The 20,487-nt window shown below is 70.4% G+C and carries 22 protein-coding genes; 14 read left to right on the top strand and 8 right to left on the bottom strand.

Going from position 1 to position 20,487, the window contains the following annotated elements:
• The first annotated feature begins 15 nt into the window (after nucleotides 1-15).
• From LY13_RS14120 to LY13_RS14105, 4 genes are all read left to right on the top strand, one after another.
• Nucleotides 16-2,607, top strand: coding sequence for an ATP-dependent Clp protease ATP-binding subunit (locus tag LY13_RS14120; protein ID WP_253828883.1), 2,592 nt, complete (start codon nucleotides 16-18; stop codon nucleotides 2,605-2,607).
• Nucleotides 2,608-2,758: 151 nt separating this feature from the next.
• The gene (locus LY13_RS14115; protein ID WP_253828882.1) at nucleotides 2,759-2,911 is read left to right on the top strand and encodes a hypothetical protein; all 153 of its coding nucleotides are present in this window, start codon (nucleotides 2,759-2,761) and stop codon (nucleotides 2,909-2,911) included.
• A gap of 12 nt (nucleotides 2,912-2,923) precedes the next feature.
• Nucleotides 2,924-4,159, top strand: a complete 1,236-nt coding sequence (locus tag LY13_RS14110) for an aminotransferase-like domain-containing protein (RefSeq protein ID WP_253828881.1) — start codon at nucleotides 2,924-2,926, stop codon at nucleotides 4,157-4,159.
• 247 nt (nucleotides 4,160-4,406) lie between these two features.
• Entirely contained in the window at nucleotides 4,407-4,805 is a 399-nt protein-coding gene (locus LY13_RS14105) for a hypothetical protein (protein WP_253828880.1), read from the top strand.
• A gap of 56 nt (nucleotides 4,806-4,861) precedes the next feature.
• Here the strand turns inward: LY13_RS14105 and LY13_RS14100 are convergent, their stop codons facing one another.
• Together LY13_RS14100 and LY13_RS14095 are read right to left on the bottom strand one after the other, a co-directional pair.
• The gene (locus LY13_RS14100) at nucleotides 4,862-5,164 is read right to left on the bottom strand and encodes a Rho termination factor N-terminal domain-containing protein (protein ID WP_253828879.1); all 303 of its coding nucleotides are present in this window, start codon (nucleotides 5,162-5,164) and stop codon (nucleotides 4,862-4,864) included.
• A gap of 197 nt (nucleotides 5,165-5,361) precedes the next feature.
• Nucleotides 5,362-5,802 carry an Hsp20/alpha crystallin family protein gene (locus tag LY13_RS14095; RefSeq protein ID WP_253828878.1) on the bottom strand — a complete coding sequence of 147 codons (441 nt, stop codon included), beginning with the start codon at nucleotides 5,800-5,802 and terminating at the stop codon, nucleotides 5,362-5,364.
• 196 nt (nucleotides 5,803-5,998) lie between these two features.
• On the opposite strand from LY13_RS14095, the gene LY13_RS14090 reads away from it, so the two are divergent.
• The 3 genes from LY13_RS14090 (at nucleotide 5,999) to LY13_RS14080 (ending at nucleotide 8,874) form a co-directional block, all read left to right on the top strand.
• Nucleotides 5,999-6,280 carry a metal-sensitive transcriptional regulator gene (locus LY13_RS14090; RefSeq protein WP_183656871.1) on the top strand — a complete coding sequence of 94 codons (282 nt, stop codon included), beginning with the start codon at nucleotides 5,999-6,001 and terminating at the stop codon, nucleotides 6,278-6,280.
• Nucleotides 6,281-6,322: 42 nt separating this feature from the next.
• Nucleotides 6,323-6,529 (top strand): heavy-metal-associated domain-containing protein, encoded by a 207-nt coding sequence (locus LY13_RS14085; RefSeq protein ID WP_253828877.1) that lies wholly within the window; start codon nucleotides 6,323-6,325, stop codon nucleotides 6,527-6,529.
• Nucleotides 6,530-6,660: 131 nt separating this feature from the next.
• The gene (locus LY13_RS14080; protein WP_253828938.1) at nucleotides 6,661-8,874 is read left to right on the top strand and encodes a heavy metal translocating P-type ATPase; all 2,214 of its coding nucleotides are present in this window, start codon (nucleotides 6,661-6,663) and stop codon (nucleotides 8,872-8,874) included.
• A 79-nt stretch (nucleotides 8,875-8,953) separates the two neighbouring features.
• On the opposite strand, the gene LY13_RS14075 is transcribed toward LY13_RS14080, so the two are convergent.
• Nucleotides 8,954-9,571 carry a TetR family transcriptional regulator gene (locus tag LY13_RS14075; RefSeq protein WP_253828876.1) on the bottom strand — a complete coding sequence of 206 codons (618 nt, stop codon included), beginning with the start codon at nucleotides 9,569-9,571 and terminating at the stop codon, nucleotides 8,954-8,956.
• Nucleotides 9,572-9,694: 123 nt separating this feature from the next.
• On the opposite strand from LY13_RS14075, the gene LY13_RS14070 reads away from it, so the two are divergent.
• The 5 genes from LY13_RS14070 to LY13_RS14050 all read left to right on the top strand — a co-directional run bounded on the left by LY13_RS14070 (nucleotide 9,695) and on the right by LY13_RS14050 (nucleotide 13,912).
• A complete protein-coding gene (locus LY13_RS14070; protein ID WP_253828875.1) occupies nucleotides 9,695-10,792 on the top strand; it encodes a ferredoxin reductase in 1,098 nt (365 codons plus the stop codon).
• Nucleotides 10,793-10,802: 10 nt separating this feature from the next.
• Nucleotides 10,803-11,921, top strand: a complete 1,119-nt coding sequence (locus LY13_RS14065) for a fatty acid desaturase family protein (protein WP_253828874.1) — start codon at nucleotides 10,803-10,805, stop codon at nucleotides 11,919-11,921.
• 30 nt (nucleotides 11,922-11,951) lie between these two features.
• Complete coding sequence (locus LY13_RS14060; RefSeq protein WP_253828873.1) at nucleotides 11,952-12,161, top strand: hypothetical protein; 210 nt, start codon at nucleotides 11,952-11,954, stop codon at nucleotides 12,159-12,161.
• 128 nt (nucleotides 12,162-12,289) lie between these two features.
• On the top strand, nucleotides 12,290-12,769 hold the full coding sequence (gene rraA, locus LY13_RS14055) for a ribonuclease E activity regulator RraA (protein ID WP_253828872.1): 480 nt from the start codon (nucleotides 12,290-12,292) through the stop codon (nucleotides 12,767-12,769).
• Between the two features lie 93 nt (nucleotides 12,770-12,862).
• Nucleotides 12,863-13,912 carry a zinc-dependent alcohol dehydrogenase family protein gene (locus LY13_RS14050; RefSeq protein WP_253828871.1) on the top strand — a complete coding sequence of 350 codons (1,050 nt, stop codon included), beginning with the start codon at nucleotides 12,863-12,865 and terminating at the stop codon, nucleotides 13,910-13,912.
• A gap of 31 nt (nucleotides 13,913-13,943) precedes the next feature.
• Here the strand turns inward: LY13_RS14050 and LY13_RS14045 are convergent, their stop codons facing one another.
• Nucleotides 13,944-14,441, bottom strand: a complete 498-nt coding sequence (locus LY13_RS14045) for a winged helix-turn-helix transcriptional regulator (protein WP_253828870.1) — start codon at nucleotides 14,439-14,441, stop codon at nucleotides 13,944-13,946.
• A gap of 97 nt (nucleotides 14,442-14,538) precedes the next feature.
• On the opposite strand from LY13_RS14045, the gene LY13_RS14040 reads away from it, so the two are divergent.
• Nucleotides 14,539-15,075 carry a pyridoxamine 5'-phosphate oxidase family protein gene (locus LY13_RS14040; protein ID WP_253828869.1) on the top strand — a complete coding sequence of 179 codons (537 nt, stop codon included), beginning with the start codon at nucleotides 14,539-14,541 and terminating at the stop codon, nucleotides 15,073-15,075.
• Between the two features lie 11 nt (nucleotides 15,076-15,086).
• Here LY13_RS14040 and LY13_RS14035 read toward each other — a convergent pair whose 3' ends face one another.
• From LY13_RS14035 to LY13_RS14020, 4 genes are all read right to left on the bottom strand, one after another.
• A complete protein-coding gene (locus LY13_RS14035) occupies nucleotides 15,087-16,286 on the bottom strand; it encodes an acyl-CoA dehydrogenase family protein (RefSeq protein WP_253828868.1) in 1,200 nt (399 codons plus the stop codon).
• Between the two features lie 91 nt (nucleotides 16,287-16,377).
• On the bottom strand, nucleotides 16,378-17,607 hold the full coding sequence (locus tag LY13_RS14030; RefSeq protein ID WP_253828867.1) for an acetyl-CoA C-acetyltransferase: 1,230 nt from the start codon (nucleotides 17,605-17,607) through the stop codon (nucleotides 16,378-16,380).
• Nucleotides 17,607-18,347: a 3-oxoacyl-ACP reductase FabG gene (gene fabG, locus LY13_RS14025; RefSeq protein ID WP_253828866.1), complete on the bottom strand. Its 741-nt coding sequence runs from the start codon at nucleotides 18,345-18,347 to the stop codon at nucleotides 17,607-17,609. The genes LY13_RS14030 and fabG overlap by 1 nt, the downstream gene beginning before the upstream one ends.
• A gap of 41 nt (nucleotides 18,348-18,388) precedes the next feature.
• The gene (locus LY13_RS14020) at nucleotides 18,389-19,615 is read right to left on the bottom strand and encodes a CoA transferase (protein ID WP_253828865.1); all 1,227 of its coding nucleotides are present in this window, start codon (nucleotides 19,613-19,615) and stop codon (nucleotides 18,389-18,391) included.
• Between the two features lie 149 nt (nucleotides 19,616-19,764).
• Between LY13_RS14020 and LY13_RS14015 the strand changes: the two genes are divergently transcribed.
• A complete protein-coding gene (locus LY13_RS14015; RefSeq protein ID WP_253828864.1) occupies nucleotides 19,765-20,487 on the top strand; it encodes a GntR family transcriptional regulator in 723 nt (240 codons plus the stop codon).

Raw genomic sequence — 20,487 nt, 5'->3', positions numbered from 1 at the left:
AGGAGGAGGCTGTCGATGTCCGGCTTCTTCGGCGAACCCGGTCCGAGCCCGTTCGATCAGTTTCTCGCCCAGTTCTTCGGCGGGTCGAGTCGCGGCTCGGTCCCCGGCAGGCAGGCCCCGTTGGGCATCACGCGGTTGATGAGTGAACAGGCGCTGGCGCTGCTGTCGGCCGCGGTGCAGCAGGTCGGCAAGCAGGGCCGCGGCGAGCTCGACTCGACCCACCTGCTCTGGGGCGCGACCCAGGTGCCGAGCAGCCGCGAACTCGTCCAGCGTGCGGGTGGCGACCCCGACGCGCTCGCGACCCGGAGCGGTGACCAGGGCGTCGACGACCGGAGTCGGTCGCAGAGCGGCCCGGCGACCGCACCGATCCTCACGCCCGGTGCCAAACGGATCCTCATGGACGCCCACCAGATCTCCCGGCAGTTGCGCTCCAGCTACATCGGCCCCGAGCACGTGCTGCTGGCGCTCGTCGCGCACCAGGACTCCCCGGCGGGGCGGATGCTCGGCGACGCGGGCGTGACGCCCGAGACGATCCGTCGCGCGTTGGCGGGTCCCGATCCGGGCGGAGCCGCCACGACGTCGCAGCCCGGGCAGACGACCGCCCGCGGTGGCGGTTCCGGGGCGTCGAGCAGCGGCACCTCGGGAAACACGCCGACGCTCGACCAGTACGGCCGCGACCTCACGGCACTGGCCGCAGGCGGCGAACTCGACCCGGTGGTCGGCAGGGACACCGAGATCGAACAGACCATCGAGGTGCTGTCGCGCCGCACCAAGAACAACCCGGTGCTGATCGGCGAGGCGGGCGTCGGCAAGACCGCCATCGTGGAGGGCCTCGCCCAGCGCATCTCGGACCGGCAGGTGCCGGACATCCTCGGTGACCGCCGGGTGGTGCAGCTGGATCTCACGGCGATGGTCGCGGGCACGCGGTACCGCGGTGACTTCGAGGAGCGGATGACGGCACTGTTGGACGAGATCCGCGAACACCGCGACGAACTGATCGTGTTCATCGACGAGCTGCACATGGTCGTGGGCGCGGGGTCGTCGGAAGGATCCATGGGTGCGAGCAACATGCTCAAGCCCGCGCTGGCCAGGGGCGAGTTGCACATCGTCGGGGCGACGACGCTGGACGAGTACCGCACCAACATCGAGACCGATCCGGCGTTCGAACGCCGGTTCCAGCCGATCCTCGTGACGGAGCCGACGTGCGAGGACGCGCTGAAGATCCTGCACGGCCTGCGGGACCAGTACGAGGCGCATCACCAGGTGCGGTTCACCGACGAGGCGCTGGGCGCCGCGGTCACGATGTCCGACCGGTACGTCACCGACCGGCACCTGCCCGACAAGGCGATCGACCTCATCGACCAGGCGGGCGCGCGGGTGCGCATGCGCTCGGCGCGGCGCCCCGAAGGGCTGACGGAGATGCAGGACCGCCTCGACCAGTTGTCCCGCGACCGGGATCAGGCGGTGAGCGAGGAGCACTACGAGCGGGCGTCGTCGTTGCGGGACGAGATCAACGAACTGCGGGAACGCATCGAGCAGGCGCGCAACGAGGACCGGCCGTCGGGTGAGGCCGAGGTCGGCTCCGTCGACATCGCGGAGATCGTGTCACGACTGACCGGCATCCCGGTGGCGCAGCTGACCCAGGAGGAGCGCGAGCGACTGCTCAACCTGGAACAGCACCTGCACAGCCGCGTCATCGGCCAGGACGAGGCGGTGGAGGCGATCTCGGAGGCCGTCCGCCGCACCCGGGCGGGTCTGGCCGAACCCGATCGGCCGTCCGGCAGCTTCCTGTTTCTCGGGCCGACCGGTGTGGGCAAGACCGAGCTCGCCCGGGCCCTCGCCGAGGCGCTGTTCGGAGACGACGACCGCATGATCCGGCTCGACATGTCGGAGTACGGCGAACGGCACACCGTCTCCCGGCTGATCGGGGCCCCGCCGGGCTACGTCGGTTACGAGGAGGCGGGCCAGCTCACCGAGGCTGTCCGGCGCACGCCGTACTCGGTGGTGCTGCTCGACGAGATCGAGAAGGCCCACCCCGAGGTGTTCAACGTCCTGTTGCAGGTCCTCGACGACGGCAGGCTCACCGACGGCCGCGGCCGCACGGTGAACTTCACCAACACGGTGCTGATCATGACGAGCAACATCGGGTCGGAACTCGTGCTGAGCGGGACCCAGGGCGCCCTCGGGTTCGCGGCGGCCAGCGGGGACGACGGGGACGAGCCGCTCCGGGAACGGCTGATGCGCAGGCTGCGCGACAACTTCCGGCCGGAGTTCCTCAACCGGATCGACGAGATCATCGTCTTCCGCAAGCTCACCTCGGACCAGCTGGAGCAGGTGACCTCGTTGCTGCTGGAGGAGACGCGGCGCAAGGCGCGGGCGCAGGACGTCGAGGTGGACGTCACTCAGGAGGCCGTGCGCTGGCTGGCGGACGCCGGGTACCAGCCGGAGTACGGCGCCCGTCCGCTGCGGCGCACGATCCAGCGCGAGGTCGACAACGTGCTGTCCCGGATGCTGCTCGGCGGGGAGATCGCCGAGGGAGCGACGGTGCGTGTCGACGTCGGTGACGACGGTCTGACGTTCGACGTCGTCGAGCGCGCCGAGGTCTGAGCGGCGGTTTACGGTGACGGGGTGTCCGTCGCCGACGAGTACGTACACCTCATCGAGGAGGCGCGTGGTGGGCAGGTTGGCGGGGCGTGAGCCGGCCCACCTGCGTTTTCGGTACGTCAACCAATGCATCAGCCTCGGGAGGAGCAGCGGCGTGATCCAGGCCGTCGACGGCGATGACAGTCCACATCGGATGATCCTGACCGGGCGGGCGGCCGCGTCGTACAAGGATGCCGTCGTGCGGGGTGCGTCGTGGTTCTCGGCACACCCGGGGCCGTACCGCCCCGTGCGCGCCGTCGCGGTGTGAGCTCAGCGGCGGTTGCCGCCGCAGCGCCGGTTCGCGCGCGATCACGGCATCGCCGCTTCGACGGCGGCCCGCGTCTATGCGGAACTGACCCGACGCGGTCTCGTCGTCGGGGAGGTGGGCCGGGGCACGTTCGTCCGGGCGGCCGCGCCTGCCGTCGATCCGTCCGGCGGGGAGCCGGCGCGGGCGCGAGTGGATCTCGAACTGAACTTTCCGTCACTGCCCGGACAGTCGGAACTGCTGGCCCGTGGCCTGGCGGACGCGATCCGGCCCGCTGCGTTCGACGCGGCGTCGGCGCCGGTGCCCGTCGAGGGCACGGCGGAGGCGCGGCGGGCCGCCGCGGGCCTGCTCGGCGACATCGACCCGGAGGATGTGCTGTTCGCGGGCAACGGAAGGCAGGCGATCGCCGCCGCGATCGCGGCACTCGTGCCCACGGGTGGCCAGCTCGGGGTGGAGGCGCTGACGTACCCGGTCGTCCGTCGAATCGCGGCGAACCGCGGCGTCACACTCGTACCCCTCGACCTGGACGAGGAGGGCATCCGCCCCGACGTGCTCGAGCGGGCAGGTGTCGATGCCGTGTACGTCCAGCCCGCGCTGCAGAACCCGCTCGGATCGACCATGTCGCAGGAGCGGAAAACCGCGTTCGCCGAGGTGGTTCGGGACCGCGGGGTTCCGGTGATCGAGGACCGGGTGAACGCGTTTCTCTGTGACGAAGTGCGATTGGCCGACCACATTCCGGAGAACACGATCATCGTGGACAGTTTGTCGAAACGGATCGCGCCAGGGCTGACTCTCGGATTCGTCGCCGTGCCACGGGGCCGGTGGGACGACGTCGCACGGGCGCTGCGGTGCGGCGGGTGGGCTGCGAACGGATTCGCGCTGGACGCCGCCACGCGCTGGATCGTCGACGGCACGCTCGACCGGCTCGTGGCGGGAAAGCGCGCCGACGCGGTCCGGCGGCAGGAACTCGTGCGCTGTCGGCTGGACGGGTTCGCGATACGTTCCGATGCTCGCGCGTATCACTGCTGGTGGGAACTTCCCGCGGCGTGGCGGGCGGACACGTTCGTCGCCGCGGCGGCCCGGAGCGGCATCGCAGTCAGCCCCGCGGCATCGTTCACGGTCGGAGAGGGACATGCGCCGTCCGCGGTGCGGCTCGCACTGGCGGCGCCGCCGGAACCCGTGCTCACCGACGCACTCGACGTGCTCGCCCGGCTCGCCCGCGGTGGGCCCGACGACACGGTCCCGAGCTGATGCGAATCCGCGAACGGAGTCACGCGGTTTCCGCGGAATTCGATCTTCGTTCGTCGGTGGATCGGGCAGGAATCGGTGCCGACTGCCGAGTCCGGGCAAAACTTGAGCTTCGCCACATCGCGGCAGAAACCCTGGCTACTCGACGTTAACGTGGGCGGAAGCACGGATTTTCCGGAGGTTTTCCGGCCCCGATTCACGCTTGTTCGTGCCTTCACCGATCTTTGTGTCGAGACCGTAGGGAACAGTCATGACCGCATCCGGCAACGCCGACCAGACGAACGTGGGCGCCACGGCCGACCCCGGCGTGCTGGCCGCTCGCGCGGAGGACGCGACGCGCACCCTGCAGCAGTGGGCGGCGCGCCGCGGCAGCCACCCGCGCGCAGACCACGAGGCGGAACTGCACGAGGTGCTGGGGTCCCTGCGGCAGCTCGCGGAGAACCTGGCTCGGTTCCTCCCCGAGGCAGGCACGTGGCTCGAGCAGCAGCTGTGGTCGGGCAACGTCGGCGAGGACGCGGCCTACGGCGAGCTGGCGCAGTCGACGTTCGAGGCGGCCGCCGCACTGGCCCGCGCGCAGCGGATGGCGGCTCAGCTGGGCCGCGAACTCCACACCGCGGAACTGGCCAGTCGTTCGCTCATCACGCAGTGACGCCGTTCACCGTCCTGCGGTGACGGCCTCGGCGGGGCGGCGGGCCGAGCGGAACGTCAGGGGAACGTCCCCGCGGTCGGCCGCTGTTCGGCGCGGTGCTCCTCACTGCGGCGCTCGTGGGCGCGGTTCTCGCCCGGGTGTCGCCGGTCGGCCCGCAACACCGCGTTCGTCTCCTGTTGCTGCCTGATCGCCTCGATCAGTTCCGCCTTGTTCATGTGGGCCGTGGAGAGAATGCCGACGGCTCGCGCCGCCTCGGCGAGTTCGGCCATGCTTGCGTCGAAGTCGTTCTGCTGCTGTGGGATGTGCACCATGTTCGGCACGTACCCGGCGGCGTGGTTTCCAAACCGACCGCGTTCCATGGCCGTCCATTGACGGACGAAACGGGCGTCGTTGTCGTGAATGGCGGCACAACGTCGCCTTGAGTGAACGTCGTCACGAGTAAAAGTCGTAGGTGAACGTCGTCGTGAGTGCCGGCACAACACGGCCGAGCGTGAGCGGGGCCGGAATCCGAGTCACGGACTCCGGCCCCGCTCACGTGTGCCTCACGTGGTGTCGGTCACGTGATCTCGATCCGGCGCGGTGCGTTCTCGGCCCGCTTCGGCACGCGCACGGTCAGTACGCCGTCGGCGAGCTCGGCGCCCACCTGCTCGGTGTCGACCCCCTCGGGCAGGGTGGCCGCGTACCGGAACTGGCCCGTGCGGCGCGTGCGGCGCCGGAAGTGGCCGTCGCGCTCGGTGACCTCGCCGCTGACGGTCAGGACCCCGTCGGCCAGGTCGACCGCGATGTCGTCGCGCTTCACGCCCGGCACCTCGATCTCGACGACGTACTCCTCGTCGGTCTCGCGGACGTCGGCCGCGGGTGACCAGGCCTGCGTGGCGCTGTCGGTGCCGCCGGCCAGCAGCCGCTGGAGCTCGTCGAACTCACGCAGCGGGCTCCAGGCCGGGAACGTGGTGTGCAGCCGGCGTGGGGCGTGGGTGCGCAGAACCGGGAATGCCATGTCGCTCATCCCTTCTCGGGCTCGAGGCCCGCGGCTCGGGCCTGTCATCCCGTCCAACGACAGTTGCGCCTGTGTTTGTTCCCAAAGTTGAGTAGTGGTTGCTCAATTCAGTGTCTGAGCTGATCAGCGCCCCTGTAGTTGCCGTATAGGGGTAGGGGGTATATGGTCGTGGTGTCGGAAGCGAAGGAGAGACGTCATGCGGGGCTACAGCGGCGACAAGGACGCCTACCTGAAGCGGCTGCGCCGGATCGAAGGGCAGATCCGCGGGCTGCAACGGATGGTCGACGACGACGAATACTGCATCGACATCCTCACGCAGGTCTCGGCCGCGACGAAGGCGCTGCAGTCACTGTCGCTCGGCCTGCTGGACGAGCATCTGAAGCACTGCGTCGCGGAAGCCGTCGCCGAGGGCGGCGACGCCGCCGACGAGAAGGTGCGCGAGGCCAGTGAGGCGATCGCCCGCCTCGTGCGCTCGTGACCGTGACACCACAGGGAATTTCCACAGGAGGGATGAGTCGAGATGTTCGAGAAGACCTACACCGTGACGGGTATGACCTGCCAGCACTGCGTGGCATCGGTGACCGAGGAGGTCGGTGAGCTCGACGGTGTCCAGGGCGTGAACGTCGACCTCGAGACAGGGGCCGTGACGGTGAGCAGTGACGCCGAACTGTCCGACGACGCGGTGCGCTCCGCGGTGGAGGAAGCCGGGTACACGCTGACCGCGTGAGGCCGCGTGCCCGCGAGGGACGACCTGTGAAGGAGGCGGCGATGACGGCCGCATCTCGGGCGCCGGAGGGCGCCGCGGCCGCCGGGGAGGCCCCGGCGGCGGAACATCGGATCGAGCTCGCGATCGGCGGCATGACCTGTGCCTCCTGTGCGAACCGCATCGAACGCAAGCTGGGCAAGCTCGACGGCGTGACAGCGTCGGTCAACTACGCGACCGAGAAGGCGCGTGTCTCCTACCCCGACGGGGTATCGCCGGAGCGACTGGTCGAGACGATCGAGGCCGCGGGCTACCAGGCCGCGCTGCCGGCACCTCCACAGACGGAGGCCGCCGAGTCCGACGGTGGCCGGTCCGCGGCCGAGCCTGCGGACCGGGAAGCGGACACGCTGCGGCAGCGGCTCCTCGGCGCGATCGTGCTGTCGCTGCCGGTGATCGTGCTGGCGATGGCGCCGCCGCTGCAGTTCCCGAACTGGCAGTGGGCCTCGCTCGTGCTGGCGTCGCCGGTCGTCGTGTGGGCGGCGTGGCCGTTCCACCGCGCCGCGCTCGTCAACCTGCGGCACGGCGCGGCGACGATGGACACGCTCGTGTCGATGGGTGTGTCCGCGGCGTTCGCCTGGTCGCTGTACGCACTGTTCTTCGGCAGCGCCGGGATGCCCGGCATGACGCACGCCTTCGAGTTCACGATCGAGCGCGGCGACGGCAGTGCCAACATCTACCTCGAGGTCGCCGCCGGTGTCACCACGTTCCTGCTGGCGGGACGCTACTTCGAGGCGCGCGCCAAGCGGCGGGCCGGCGCGGCGCTGCGGGCGCTGCTCGACCTCGGCGCGAAGGACGTCGGCGTGCTGCGTGGTGGTCGCGAGGAGCGCATCCCCGTCGACCACCTCGGCGTCGGGGACCGGTTCGTCGTGCGACCGGGGGAGAAGATCGCCACCGACGGGGTCGTCGTCGACGGCGTCTCGGCGGTCGACGCGAGCATGCTCACCGGCGAGTCAGTGCCGGTCGAGGTCGCCGAGGGGGACACCGTCGTCGGCGCGACCGTCAACAAGGGCGGCAGGATCGTGGTCGAGGCGACCCGCGTCGGTGGGGACACCCGGCTGGCCCAGATGGCCAGGCTCGTCGAGGACGCCCAGGCGGGCAAGGCCGCCGTGCAACGGCTCGCCGACCGCATCTCCGGGGTGTTCGTGCCGATCGTCGTCGTGCTCGCCGTGGGCACACTCGTCGGCTGGCTGGTCGCAGGCGGCGCCGTCGAGGCGGCGTTCACCGCGGCGGTCGCGGTGCTGATCATCGCCTGCCCGTGTGCGCTGGGTCTGGCGACGCCGACCGCACTGCTCGTGGGAACGGGCCGCGGGGCCCAGCTCGGCATCCTCATCAAGGGCCCCGAGGTGCTCGAATCCACGCGGCGTGTCGACACGGTCGTGCTCGACAAGACCGGCACCGTCACCACCGGAACGATGAGTCTCGGCGCGGTGCACGTCGCGGAGGGCACCGACCGTGCGGAGGCGTTGCGGCTGGCGGGCGCCGTCGAGAACGCCTCGCAGCACCCCATCGCACGTGCGATCGCGGACGCGGCGACACGCGACGTCGGTGACCTACCGGAGGTGGGCGAGTTCGCCACGGCCGACGGACTCGGCGTACACGGTGTCGTCGACGGGCACGCGGTCGTCGTCGGCAGGGAGGCACTGGCACGGGAATGGAGCCTGACGCTGCCGGACGAGCTGGTGGCCGCCAAGGAGGCCGCGGAGCGTGACGGCGGCACCGCGGTGATCGCGGGATGGGACGGCGAGGCGCGTGCCGTGCTCGTCGTCACCGACGAGATCAAGGAGACCTCGGCCGAAGCGGTCCGCCGGATGCGGTCGCTGGGCCTGCGCCCGGTGCTGCTGACCGGTGACAACGAGGCGGTGGCGCGGGCCGTCGCCACGCGGGTGGGCATCGACGAGCCGGGTGACGTGATCGCCGAGGTGCTGCCCGAGGACAAGGTGGCCGTCGTGCAGCGGTTGCAGTCCGAGGGCCGTGTCGTCGCCATGGTCGGCGACGGGGTGAACGACGCGGCCGCGCTGGCCGGTGCCGACCTCGGGCTGGCGATGGGCACCGGCACGGACGTCGCGATCGAGGCGGGTGACCTGACGCTGGTGCGCGGCGACCTCACCGCGGCGGCCGACGCGATCCGGTTGTCGCGCCGGACCCTGCGCACCATCCAGGGCAATCTGTTCTGGGCGTTCGGTTACAACGTCGCGGCACTGCCGCTCGCGGCGGCCGGGCTGCTGAACCCGATGCTCGCGGGTGCGGCGATGGCGCTCAGCTCGGTGTTCGTGGTGACGAACAGCTTGCGCCTGCGCCGCTTCACCTGAGCGGCTCCTGCACGCCCCCAAGGGCACTTTGGTTGCACTCAATGCAACCAAAGTGCCCTTGGGGGCTTTTCGCGTGTTCTCAGGTGGTGCGCCAGTGCGGGACGCCGAGGAAGATCAGGCGCAGCTGCCGCTCGGCTTCGGCCGTGATCTCCGCCGTCGCGCCGGGGGGCGCCTCCAGCAGTTCGAGCGCGGTCGCGAGCATCGCGGACACGATGAGGTCGGCCAGCATGTGCAGGTCTTCGGTGGACCAGTCGCGCAGACGGTCGAACCGCGCGAGATCCACGGCCAGCTCTCCGGCCAGGAGTTTCAGCTCCACGCCGATGGTTTGGCGCACGGCGCCGGTGCCGCCGTAGCGTTCCCGCACCAGGAACCAGTAGTGCTCCTCGTGTGAACGCACGTGCTCCGAGAGCGTCCGGACCGACGCGCGGATGAGGTCTGCCGAACCGTCGGGGGTGTTGCGTGCACCGCGGATCATTGTCCGCAGCGTGCGCATCGACTCCTCGACGAGCGTGACGCCGAGTTCGTCCATCGACTCGAAATGGCGGTAGAACGCCGTCGGCACGACCCCGGCCTGCTTGGTGATCTCCCGCAGGCTCAGTCCGGCGAATCCCCGCTCGGACGCCAGCCCCAGTGCGGCGTCGAGCAGCGCGCGGCGCGTCCGTTCCTTGCGCTCGTTGCGGGTCTCCGGTGCCGTCATGGCCTTCGAGCATACGTCGGCCCGCGCTGTAACCCCGTTCACATCGGCCCTGTCCACCTTGCGCCTCCCGGTGATCGTCTCCAATATTGAGTGTACAGTCGTTCACTGAATCGGAGGCGTGACATGGCGATACGCGCAGCGGTGCGGCGTGCGGCGGCCCGGTCGGGAACGCAGGCCTCCTCGCTCGCGTCGCTGGCGGAGCGGCTGCTGACCCCGCACGGGGTCGACCGCTACCTCGAGCTGATCGATCCGATGCTGGTGCGCAGGGAGATCCGCGGCGAGGTTGTCGCCCTGCGCAGGCCGACGAGGGACTCGATCACGCTCACGGTGCGCCCGAGTCGGGCATGGCAGGGGTTCGCCGCCGGGCAGTTCGTGCGCGTCACCGTCGACATCGACGGCGTGCGGCGCACACGGTGCTACTCGCCGGCCGGCAGTGCGCACCGCGACGGTGAGCTGGAGTTCACCGTCAAGGCTCACGAGGGCGGACTGGTCTCACGCCACCTGCACGAACACGGCCACGTGGGCATGGTGCTCGGGCTCTCGCATGCCGACGGCACGTTCGCACTGCCCGAGCAGCGGCCGGACTCGATCGTGCTCATCGCGGGAGGCAGCGGCATCACACCGGTGCTGTCGATGCTGCGGACGCTGGTTGACGAACGGTATCCGGGCGAGGTGTCACTGCTGTACTACGCGCGGACGCCGGCCGACATGCCGTACGCGGAGGAGCTGGACGAGCTCGCGTCGCGGCGTGGGGTGCGCATTCACGTGCGGCACACGGCGGCCGACGGCCACTTCACCGCGGACCATCTCCGCCGCGTCGCACCGTGGTTCGCCCGCGCCACCACGTATCTCTGCGGCCCACCGCCGCTGATGGAGGCCGTGCGCACGCTCTACGCCGATGCCGGGATCGCCGGGCAGCTGCACACCGAGGAGTTCACGCCGCCGGTACTGACGGTCGCCGCGTCCGAGGCGGGCGGTCGTATCCGCTTCACACGCAGTGGGGTGGACGTGGCGAACGACGGCAGGACGCTGCTTGAACAGGCGGAGGACGCCGGACTGTCGCCCGACCACGGCTGCCGCATGGGCATCTGCTTCTCGTGTACTCAACGCAAGGTCTCCGGGGTCGTGCGCACCGCGTCGGGCGGGGAGTCCGCCGAGGACGACGAGGAAATCCAGCTGTGCGTCACCGCCGCGGCCGGTGACGTCGACATCGACTGTTAGGAGCCACCCCATGACGGGCTTGCAGGACCGGCTGACGCCGGAACAGGTCGAGGAGTTCGGCCGCGAGATGGACGAGCTGCGCGCTCGGATCGTCGCCGACCTCGGTGCCGCCGACGTCGAGTACATCCACAACGTCATCAAGACCCAGCGCGGCCTCGAGGTCACCGGCAGGGCGCTGATGTACGCCGGGTTCTTCCCGCCCGCCTGGCTCGCGGGTGTGGGCGCACTGTCGCTGGCGAAGATCCTCGACAACATGGAGATCGGCCACAACGTCATGCACGGTCAGTACGACTGGACGCGTGACCCGGCACTGAGCTCGCAGCGGTTCGAATGGGACAACGTGGCGCCCGCCGAGAACTGGCGGCACTCCCACAACTACATCCACCACACCTACACCAACATCGTCGACAAGGATCGCGACGTCGGTTACGGCATCCTGCGTATCGATCCGGCGCAGCGGTGGCACCCGTACTACCTCGGCAACCCGGTGTACGCGACGCTGCTGGCGATCTTCTTCCAGTGGGGCGTCATGCTGCACGACCTCGAGGTCGACCGGGTCGTCAAGGGCGAGCGCAAGTGGTCCGAGTTCCGCGAGGAGCGCCGCCGCATCGGCCGCAAGATGGGCACGCAGATCGGCAAGGACTACGTGCTGTTCCCGCTGCTGACCGGGCCGCTGGCGCCGCTGACGTTCGCGGGCAACGCCGCGGCCAACCTGACGCGCAACCTGTGGGCCTTCGGCATCATCTTCTGCGGGCACTTCCCGGCCGACGTCGAGAGCTTCTCCGAGGAGGAGACCGAGCACGAGACCAGGGGGCAGTGGTACCTGCGGCAGATCCTCGGTTCGGCCAACATCACCGGCGGCGCGCTGTTCCACGTCCTGTCCGGGAACCTTTCGCACCAGATCGAGCACCACCTGTTCCCGGACATCCCGGCGCGGCGGTATCCGCAGATCGCCGGTGAGGTGCGGGCGATCTGCGAGAAGTACGGCCTGCCGTACCACACCGGTCCGTTGCGCAAACAGTTGTGGTCCGTGGCGAAGAAGATCGTCAAGTTCGCGCTTCCCGGCAGCGGGGACTCCACGCCGGAACCGGCTACAGTCGAGCGCGACCGGACACCTGCTGCGGCGTGAGGCCCGCAGGCACGACGAAGGAGCGGTGACATGGTCGGCCGATTCGAAGCGGGCAAGGACACGGTGCAGGTGCTGACCGAGCAGGCGGCGTCGCACGTCGGCAACATCGCCGGGATCATCACGGGCGCCGTGCGCGACGTCGCACGCGAGACGGGCGACTGGGTGACCGAGCTGATCGAGATGCGCGAGGCGTCGGGGAAGGCCGTCGCCGACGACGAGCGGGACACCGCGGAGCACTGACGACACCGCTGAGTGCCGCCGACGCCCGGCCCGGTGACACCGTGGAGGGCGCGGCCCGCCGTGGGCTGCGTGTGGCGTGCGCCTCCCCGGGCGGACCGGACGTGCGGGCGGTGGTCATGATGTCCCGCGTGAGTGACGTGAGGAGTACGGCAGACCTCGTCGACGAGTACGGCGAGGCGCTGCGCGTGTGCGATACGCAGTTCCGGCAGTTCGGCTCGCACCGGGAGTTCTCGGGCAGGGTGCGAACGGTGTCGTGTCACCAGGACAACGGCCTGGTCAAGCAGCTGCTGAACTCGGACGGTGAGGGCTGCGTGCTCGTCGTCGACGGCCGTGGGTCGCTGCACACGGCGTTGACGGGTGACTTGATCGCCGGCGCGGCCGTGCGCAACGGCTGGGCGGGCCTGATCGTCAACGGCGCGGTGCGGGATTCGGCGGTGCTGGGCGGGTTGCCGCTGGGCGTCAAGGCGCTCGGCACGAATCCGCGCAAGAGCAGCAAGGACGGTGTCGGGGAGGTCGACATTCCGGTCGGCTTCGGCGGCGTCACCTTCCACCCCGGCGACACGCTGTACGCCGACGACGACGGCGTGGTGCTGCTGCCGCGGTCCTGATCGGCCGTGTGCTCGGTGCCGGGTCGCGTGATCCGGCGCCCTGCCGGGTGGGCCGCGCGCGAGGTGGCGTGGCGGTGCGGTCAGACTGGCGGCATGCAGGCCGTCGTCTACGCCGGTTACGGCGAACCGCCCGTGCTCTCCGACGTCCCGGAGCCGGAGTGCCCGCCGGACGGTGTGGTGGTCGCCGTGCGTGCCACCGGGGTGTGCCGGTCGGACTGGCACGCCTGGAAGGGTCACGAGCAGGTGCCGCTGCCGCAGATTCCCGGTCACGAACTGGCCGGAGTGGTCACGGAGGTCGGCCCGGAGGTCACCCGGTGGCAGCCCGGAGCGCGCGTGACGGTGCCGTTCGTGTGCGGTTGCGGCCGGTGCGAGTACTGCGCCGCGGGCGAGGCGCAGGTGTGCCCGCACCAGACGCAGCCGGGGTTCACCGGGCCGGGGTCCTACGCCGAGCGGGTGGTGCTGCACGCCGCGGATCTGAACCTCGTGGAGCTGCCCGACGCCGTCGGCTTCACGGCGGCGGCCTCGCTCGGTTGCCGGTTCGCGACGGCCTTCCGCGCCGTGACGGCCCACGGCGGGGTCGGGCCGGGGGAGTGGCTGGCGGTACACGGCTGTGGCGGCGTGGGCCTGTCCGCGGTGCAGATCGGGGTCGCGCTGGGCGCGCGGGTGCTCGCCGTCGACGTCGCCGATGCGCCCCTCGAGGCCGCCAGGAGCCTCGGCGCGCAGGCGGTCGTCGACTCGTCGGCGTCCGGACCCGCCGAGACCGCGGCGGCCGTTCGTGAACTCACCGGCGGCGGCGCGCACGTGTCGCTCGACGCCTTCGGTTCGGCCGGCACCTGCCTCTCGTCGGTGCGCGGCCTGCGCCGCCGGGGCAGGCACGTGCAGGTCGGCCTGTTGTTCGGCGAGGGTGCGACGCCTCCGATCCCGATGGACGTCGTCACCGCGCAGGAACTGGAGATCTACGGTTCGCACGGCATGCCCGCACGCGACTATCCGCAGCTGCTGGGCATGCTCGCCGACGGCCGGTTGCGGCCCGAGGACCTGATTGGCCGGACCATCGGCCTGGCCGAGGCGCCCGCCGCGCTGGCCGCCATGGACGCGCCGACCACGGGCACGGGGATGACCGTCGTCGAACTGCCCGGCTGAATCATCCGCGCGCCGGTGCTGTCGCGGTGGTTCAGGCTTCGGGTGCGGCGGTGGCCTGTTCGACGGCGAGCGCGAACGACGGCCCGTGGCCGGGGTCATGGTGACGGGCCGCGGCGCCGAGGTGTGTTTCGCGGAGGTCGTCCATGAAGCTCTCCCACAGTGCGGGTCCGCCGCGGTCGAGGACGTCGGCGTAGAGGCTCAGGTCCTCGTCGGCGTCGAGATGCCGCCTGCCCCAGACCCCGATCTGGACGAGCGCCGGTACCAGGTCGATGGCGCGTTCGGTGAGACTGTAGATCGCCTTCTGCTTGTGGCCGGGGTCGTCGGCGCGGGTGAGGAGTCCGTGGTGCAGGAGCGTCTTCAGTCGGTCGGCCAGGATGTTGGTGGAAATGCCTTCGTCGCAGGTGAGCAACTCGCGATAGTGGCGCTTGCCCGCGAAGACGATGTCGCGCAGCACCAGCAGGGTCCACCGGTCCCCGAAGATCTCCAGGGACAGGTTGATGGGGCAGTGGGAGCGCGGGGCCGTGGTCATCGACTGCGAACCTCCAACCGGTTGTGTTTCCGCATCGGTTCCCACTAGTCTACGACTGCTTGCAAAAATGCAGCGGTATGTAACCCGAGGAGGATCGATGCAGGCGCCACCCATCGTCGACACGATTCCGACCGTCGGACGCGGGACGGAACTGCCCGACACCCAGGTCGAGCTCGAACCGTTGCCCTGGCACGGGGCCGAGCGCCGACTCAACACCGACGCGTTCTGCTGGCTCGCCACCGTGCGCCCCGACGGCACGCCGCACCTGGCGCCGCTGTTCGCGGTGTGCTCGGAGGGGCGACTGTTCATCTGCTCGAAGGACACCGCACGCAAGAGTCGGAACCTCGTGGCGGACAGTCGGTGTGTGGTCAGCACCGACGTCGATGCGGCGCACGTGGTCGTCGAGGGCCACGGCACGCGAGTGTCCGATCAGGACATCCTCCGGCGCGCATCGGAGGTGTTCGCGGATGTCTACGGCTGGCCGACGACCGTGACCGGTGACGTGCTGGACGCTCCGTTCGGTGCGCCGACGTCCGGCGGGCCGCCGTACGCGGTGTTCGAGGTCGTTCCGGAGACGGCCTTCGCGTTCCCCCTGGAGGGCACGTTCCTGCCGACCCGGTGGCGCTTTCCCTGACGTCCCGCCGGTCAGCTGCGCAGCCGGTACTCCTCGAGCAGCCCCTTGCTGATGATCGTCTTCTGGATCTCGCTCGTGCCCTCGCCGATGAGCAGGAACGGTGCCTCGCGCATGAGGCGTTCGATCTCGTACTCCGTGGAGTAGCCGTAGCCGCCGTGGATGCGGAACGCCTCCTGGGTGACCTCGGCGCAGTACTCGCTGGCGATGAGCTTGGCCATCCCCGCTTCGACATCGTTGCGCGTGCCGGAGTCCTTGAGTCGCGCCGCGTTGACCATCATCTGGTGAGCGGCTTCGACCTTCGTCGCCATGTCGGCGAGTTTGAAGGCGATCGCCTGGTGCTCGGCAATGGGTTTGCCGAACGTCTCGCGCTGCTGGGCGTACTCGATCGCCAGCTCGAAGGCGCGGATCGCGATGCCGCAGGCGCGTGCCGCGACATTGACCCGGCCGACCTCGATGCCGTCCATCATGTACGAGAAACCCCGGCCGGGCGTCTCACCGAGGACCGTGTAGGCACCGATACGGAAGCCGTCGAACACCGCCTCGGTGGTGTCGACGCCCTTGTAGCCCATCTTGTCGAGCTTGCCGGGAATCGTCAGCCCTGGCAGCACCTCGCCGTAGCCCTCGGGTTTCTCGACCAGGAACGTCGTCAGGTTCCGGTGTGGACCGTCGGCGCCCTCGTCGGTGCGTGCCAGCAGGGCGACCAGCGTCGACGTGCCGCCGTTGGTGAGCCACATCTTGGTGCCGTCGACGACGTAGTCTCCGCCGCCGTCGCGGGTGGCCTTCGTGCTGATCGCCGCCACGTCGGAGCCGAGACCGGGTTCGGACATCGAGAACGCGCCCCGGACCTCACCGGTCGCCATGCGCGGCAGGAAGTGGCGCTTCTGCGCTTCGGTGCCGTGCCGGGCGATCATGTGCGCGACGATGAAGTGGGTGTTGATCACCCCGGACACGCTCATCCAGCCGCGCGCGATCTCCTCGACCACGAGTGCGTAGGTCAGCAGCGACTCGCCCAGGCCGCCGTACTCCTCGGGGATGGTGATGCCGAACAGCCCCATCTCCTTCATGCCCTCGACGATCTCGGCCGGGTACGTGTCGCCGTGTTCGAGTTCCTGCGCCTTCGGGATGATCTCCTTGTCGACGAATTCCCTGACGGTGGCCAGGATCTCGGACTGCACATCGGACAGTCCTGCGGTCTGTGCCAGGCGGGCCATGGCGTTCCTCTCCGAGCGTGGGGCGGGTTCGTGCGCGTGCTGTGGCAGGCGGCCGCGGCACGTCAGGGTGCGCGGCCGCCTGCCACCGTCGTCAGCCGGTCGCACGTTCGACGACCGCGGCCAGGCCCTGCCCGCCGCCGATGCACATCGTCTCCAGTCCGTAGCGCACCTCTCGGCGGTCCATCTCGCGGGCGAGCGTGGTGAGGATGCGCGTACCGGTCGCGCCGACGGGGTGGCCGAGCGAGATGCCGGACCCGTGGACGTTGAGCCGGTCGAAGTCGCCGTCGCCGAACTTCCACTCGCGCGTGCACGCGAGCACCTGTGCGGCGAAGGCCTCGTTGAGTTCGATGAGGTCCATGTCGGACATCGCGAGCCCGGCGCGGTCCAGTGCCTGCTGCGAGGCCGGGACGGGGCCGATGCCCATCGTCTCCGGCGGCACCCCGGCGACGGCCCAGGACACGATGCGTACCAGTGGCCGCAGGCCCAGTTCGGCGGCCTTGTCGGGGTGCGTGACGAGGCACATCGCGGCCGCGTCGTTCTGCCCGCTCGCATTGCCCGCGGTGACGGTCGCGTCCGGGTCCTGTTCACCGAGGACGGGTTTCAGCCCGCCCAACGTGTCGGGGGAGGCGTCGGCACGAGGGTGCTCGTCGGTATCCACGACGGACTCGCTCTTGCGCGTGCGGACGGTCACCGGAACGATCTCCTCGGCGAACACACCCGATCGTTGTGCCGCCACGGCTCGTCGGTGGGAGGTCAGCGCAAGCCGGTCCTGTTCCTCCCGCGGGATGGCGTACTCGCGGCGCAGGTTCTCGGCGGTCTCCAGCATGCCGCCCGGCACGGGGTGATTCCGGCCGCCCGCGGTGATGCGGCCTCGTGCGAGCCCGTCCTCCAGCATCACGCCGGATCCCCTGACGCCCCAGCGCATCTCGGTGGAGTAGAACGCCACGTTGCTCATGCTCTCGGCGCCGCCGGCCACGACCACCTCGCTCGCACCGCTCTGCACCTGCATCGCGGCCTGCAGCACCGACTGCAGACCGGAGCCGCAGCGGCGGTCGACCTGCATGCCGCCGGTCGAGATCGGCAGTCCCGCGTTGAGCGCGACCACGCGGCCGATGGCGGGTGCCTCGCTCGTCGGGTAGCAGTGCCCCAGCACGACGTCGTCGATCGCCTCCGGAGAGACCCCGCTGCGGTCCAGCAGGCCTCGCAGGGCGGTTTCGCCGAGGTCGGCGGCGCTCACCGGTCGCAGGGAACCGCCGAACCGGCCGATCGGAGTGCGGACCGGTTCGCAGACCACGGCCTCACGCGCCGTTCCGGTGCTCATCACATGAACCTCCCGCCGGTGACCTCGAGGACGGCCCCGGTCATGTAGGACGACAGGTCGGAGGCGAGGAACAGGGCCACACTCGCCACCTCGGACACCTCGCCGGGCCGCTGCATGGGGATCTCGGCCATCTTCCCCTCCCACACGTGCTCGGGCATGGCGTCCGTCATCGCCGAGCGGATCAGCCCCGGCTGGATCGCGTTGACGCGCACGCCGTGATGGGCCATTTCCTTGCCCGCAGCCTTGCTCATGCCGACGATGCCGGCCTTGGCCGCGGAGTAGTTGGTCTGGCCCGCCATGCCGACCTTGCCGGACAGCGACGAGATGTTGACGATCGCGCCGCGCTGCTGGGCGCGCATGATCGCGGACGCCTTCCGCAGGCCGTTCCACGTGCCCTTCAGGTGGACGTCGATGACCTGGTCGAACTGCTCCTCGGTCATCGTCCGCATCGTGGCGTCGCGGGTGATGCCCGCGTTGTTGACCAGCACGTCGAGTGCGCCGAAGCGCTCGGTGGCGGTGGCGAGGAGTGCGCCGGTGTCGTCGGCCGACGTGACGTCGCAGCGCACGCCCACGGCGACGGCGGAGCCGCCGAGTTTCTCCGCCGCGGTCGTGGCCGCGGCCTCGTCGATGTCGCCGACGACCACGCGCGCGCCGTCGGCGACGAACCGTTCGGCGATGGCGAAACCGATGCCCTGTGCGGCGCCGGTGATCACGGCGACCTTTCCCTCGAGCAGACCCATGTGGTGACGATGTCCCTTCTGTTCGGGTGGTGGCGCGGCGTTCATGCGGGGCCCGCGACGATTCCGGCGTCGCGGAGCCTGCCGATCTCGGCGGAGCCCAGGCCGAGACGTTCGCTCAGCACGGCCTCGGTGTCGGCTCCAAGAGCCGGTGCCGGGTGCGGCGGCGCGGGTTCACCGCCGGTGCGGACGGGGCCGGCCGTGGCGGCCATCGGGCCGACGCCGGGCTGGTCGATCTCCCGCACGACCGACGAGGGGTCGTCGAGCGCCAGCCGGGCGGCCTCGGCCATGTCGCGGTACGGGCCCCACAGCACGCGGGCCTCGTCCAGCAGGCGGGCGACCTCGTCGTACGGGCGCGCGGCGAACCACGGCCGCAGGATCGCCTCGATCGTCTCGCGGAACCGGTAGCGGTCGGACTCGTCGGCCAGATCGGCGCTGAGCGCGGGTTCGAGCGCGGCGAAGACCTCCGTGGTGCCGGTGGCGGTGCAGAGCGCGCGCCACTGTCCGGTGGTGAGCGCGACGACGATGACCCGCCGGTCGTCGGCCGTGGCGAAGTCGACGCCGAAGCTGCCGTAGGTGTGGTTGCCGATGCGTTCCCGCGCGCGGCCGGCCCGGTGGGCTTCGGCGAGCCAGCCGAGGTCGCCGACGGCCGACAGGGCCACGTCGGACAGCGCGATGGTCGACGACGTCCCCTCGCCCGTGCGTGTGCGGCGGTGCAGCGCCGCGAGGATCGCGGTCACCGCGTACTGGCCGCACAGGAAGTCCCAGGCGGGCAGGGCGTGGTTGACCGGTGCGGCGTGATCGGGAGGGCCGGTGAGGTCGGGAACGCCCACGGCGGCGTTGACGGTGTAGTCGACGCCGGGTCTGCCGCCCGCCATGCCCTCGACGTGCACGTGGATCGCATCGGCCCGCCGGGCCGACAGCTCGTCGGACGTCAGCCGGGCGCGGCCCGCGACGTTGTCGAGGTAGATCCCGGCGTCGGGGCCCGGCTCGGTGGCCAGTGCGACGAGCAGGTCCCGGCCTTCGGGGGAGCGGTAGTCGAGGGCGAGGGACCGTTTGCCCTTGTTGAGGTTCGCCCAGTACAGGCTCGTGCCGTGGGCGTCGACCGGCCAGCGGTGGAAGTCGCCCCCGCCGCCGGGCGGGTCGACGCGCAGTACGTCGGCGCCGAGTCGGGCGAGTGCCATGCCTCCGGAGGGGCCCGCCACGAAACTCGCGCATTCGACCACGTGGAGTCCGTCGAGTGGCCGGGAGGCCGGGCCGGGTGCCGTCATGCCCGTGATCCGGTGTCGACCGGGCGCGGGGGCGCACTGGGCATGTGCTCGACCTCCAACGGTGCAGGCGGCGTGCTTTCCATTTTTTATAGCCCAAATATATGATCTGGGGAAGAGCGGAAGCTCGACGGATGTGAGTGAGGCGGGCCATGGCCAAGGCGGACACGTCGCGAGGGAAGACGTCGAGGGGAGAGCCTGCGGCGGGGGAGCGGACGCAGCGCACCCGGGGGAAGCGGTCACTGCCCGACCAGGTCGCGGCGCACGTGCGGGAGCTGATCATGTCCGGGCAGTTGCGGTTCCCCGAGTTCGTGCGGCTCGACCAGGTGGCGGGCGACCTGGGCATCAGCGTCACGCCGGTGCGCGAGGGGCTGTTGACGTTGCGCGCCGAGGGGTTGCTGCAGTTGGAACCGCGCCGCGGGTTCATGGTCGCCCCGCTGTCGGGAGACGACGTGCGCGACCTGTTCTGGGTGCAGGCCCAGTTGGAGGGCGAACTCGCGGCGCGTGCCACACCGCGGCTGTCCGACGACGATCTCGCCACTCTCGACGAGCTGCAGCGCGGGCTCGCTGGCGCGCTCGCCGACGGCAGGCTCGACGAGATCGAGGACCTCAACCACCGGTTCCACCACCTGCTCGCGATGGCGGGCCGGTCGCCGAAGCTGACCCGGTTTCTCGGCCAGGCCGTCAAGCACACGCCGTCGCGGTACTACGAGACGATCGACGGCTGGGTGCAGGCCTCCGTCGACGACCACTACCCGATCCTGGACGCACTCCACGCGCGTGACGCGGAGGCGGCGCGCACCGCGATGCAGGAGCACATCCGGCACGCCGGAGAGCTGCTCGGCAGGCACGTCGACCGTCGTCCCGAGGATTGA

Source organism: Prauserella aidingensis (genome assembly GCF_024171865.1).
Taxonomy (GTDB): Bacteria; Actinomycetota; Actinomycetes; order Mycobacteriales; family Pseudonocardiaceae; genus Prauserella; species Prauserella aidingensis.
This window is presented reverse-complemented; position numbering and strand designations above follow the sequence as displayed.

Bases quoted from the DNA above. Each gene is read 5' to 3' on its own strand.
- LY13_RS14120 (WP_253828883.1), top strand. From the start codon at position 16: ATGTCCGGCTTCTTCGGCGAACCCGGTCCGAGCCCGTTCGATCAGTTT.
- LY13_RS14105 (WP_253828880.1), top strand. From the start codon at position 4,407: ATGACCGCATCCGGCAACGCCGACCAGACGAACGTGGGCGCCACGGCC.
- LY13_RS14100 (WP_253828879.1), bottom strand. From the start codon at position 5,164: ATGGAACGCGGTCGGTTTGGAAACCACGCCGCCGGGTACGTGCCGAAC.
- LY13_RS14095 (WP_253828878.1), bottom strand. From the start codon at position 5,802: ATGGCATTCCCGGTTCTGCGCACCCACGCCCCACGCCGGCTGCACACC.
- LY13_RS14090 (WP_183656871.1), top strand. From the start codon at position 5,999: ATGCGGGGCTACAGCGGCGACAAGGACGCCTACCTGAAGCGGCTGCGC.
- LY13_RS14085 (WP_253828877.1), top strand. From the start codon at position 6,323: ATGTTCGAGAAGACCTACACCGTGACGGGTATGACCTGCCAGCACTGC.
- LY13_RS14080 (WP_253828938.1), top strand. From the start codon at position 6,661: ATGACCTGTGCCTCCTGTGCGAACCGCATCGAACGCAAGCTGGGCAAG.
- LY13_RS14075 (WP_253828876.1), bottom strand. From the start codon at position 9,571: ATGACGGCACCGGAGACCCGCAACGAGCGCAAGGAACGGACGCGCCGC.
- LY13_RS14070 (WP_253828875.1), top strand. From the start codon at position 9,695: ATGGCGATACGCGCAGCGGTGCGGCGTGCGGCGGCCCGGTCGGGAACG.
- LY13_RS14065 (WP_253828874.1), top strand. From the start codon at position 10,803: ATGACGGGCTTGCAGGACCGGCTGACGCCGGAACAGGTCGAGGAGTTC.
- LY13_RS14060 (WP_253828873.1), top strand. From the start codon at position 11,952: ATGGTCGGCCGATTCGAAGCGGGCAAGGACACGGTGCAGGTGCTGACC.
- LY13_RS14050 (WP_253828871.1), top strand. From the start codon at position 12,863: ATGCAGGCCGTCGTCTACGCCGGTTACGGCGAACCGCCCGTGCTCTCC.
- LY13_RS14045 (WP_253828870.1), bottom strand. From the start codon at position 14,441: ATGACCACGGCCCCGCGCTCCCACTGCCCCATCAACCTGTCCCTGGAG.
- LY13_RS14040 (WP_253828869.1), top strand. From the start codon at position 14,539: ATGCAGGCGCCACCCATCGTCGACACGATTCCGACCGTCGGACGCGGG.
- LY13_RS14035 (WP_253828868.1), bottom strand. From the start codon at position 16,286: ATGGCCCGCCTGGCACAGACCGCAGGACTGTCCGATGTGCAGTCCGAG.
- LY13_RS14030 (WP_253828867.1), bottom strand. From the start codon at position 17,607: ATGAGCACCGGAACGGCGCGTGAGGCCGTGGTCTGCGAACCGGTCCGC.
- fabG (WP_253828866.1), bottom strand. From the start codon at position 18,347: ATGGGTCTGCTCGAGGGAAAGGTCGCCGTGATCACCGGCGCCGCACAG.
- LY13_RS14020 (WP_253828865.1), bottom strand. From the start codon at position 19,615: ATGACGGCACCCGGCCCGGCCTCCCGGCCACTCGACGGACTCCACGTG.
- LY13_RS14015 (WP_253828864.1), top strand. From the start codon at position 19,765: ATGGCCAAGGCGGACACGTCGCGAGGGAAGACGTCGAGGGGAGAGCCT.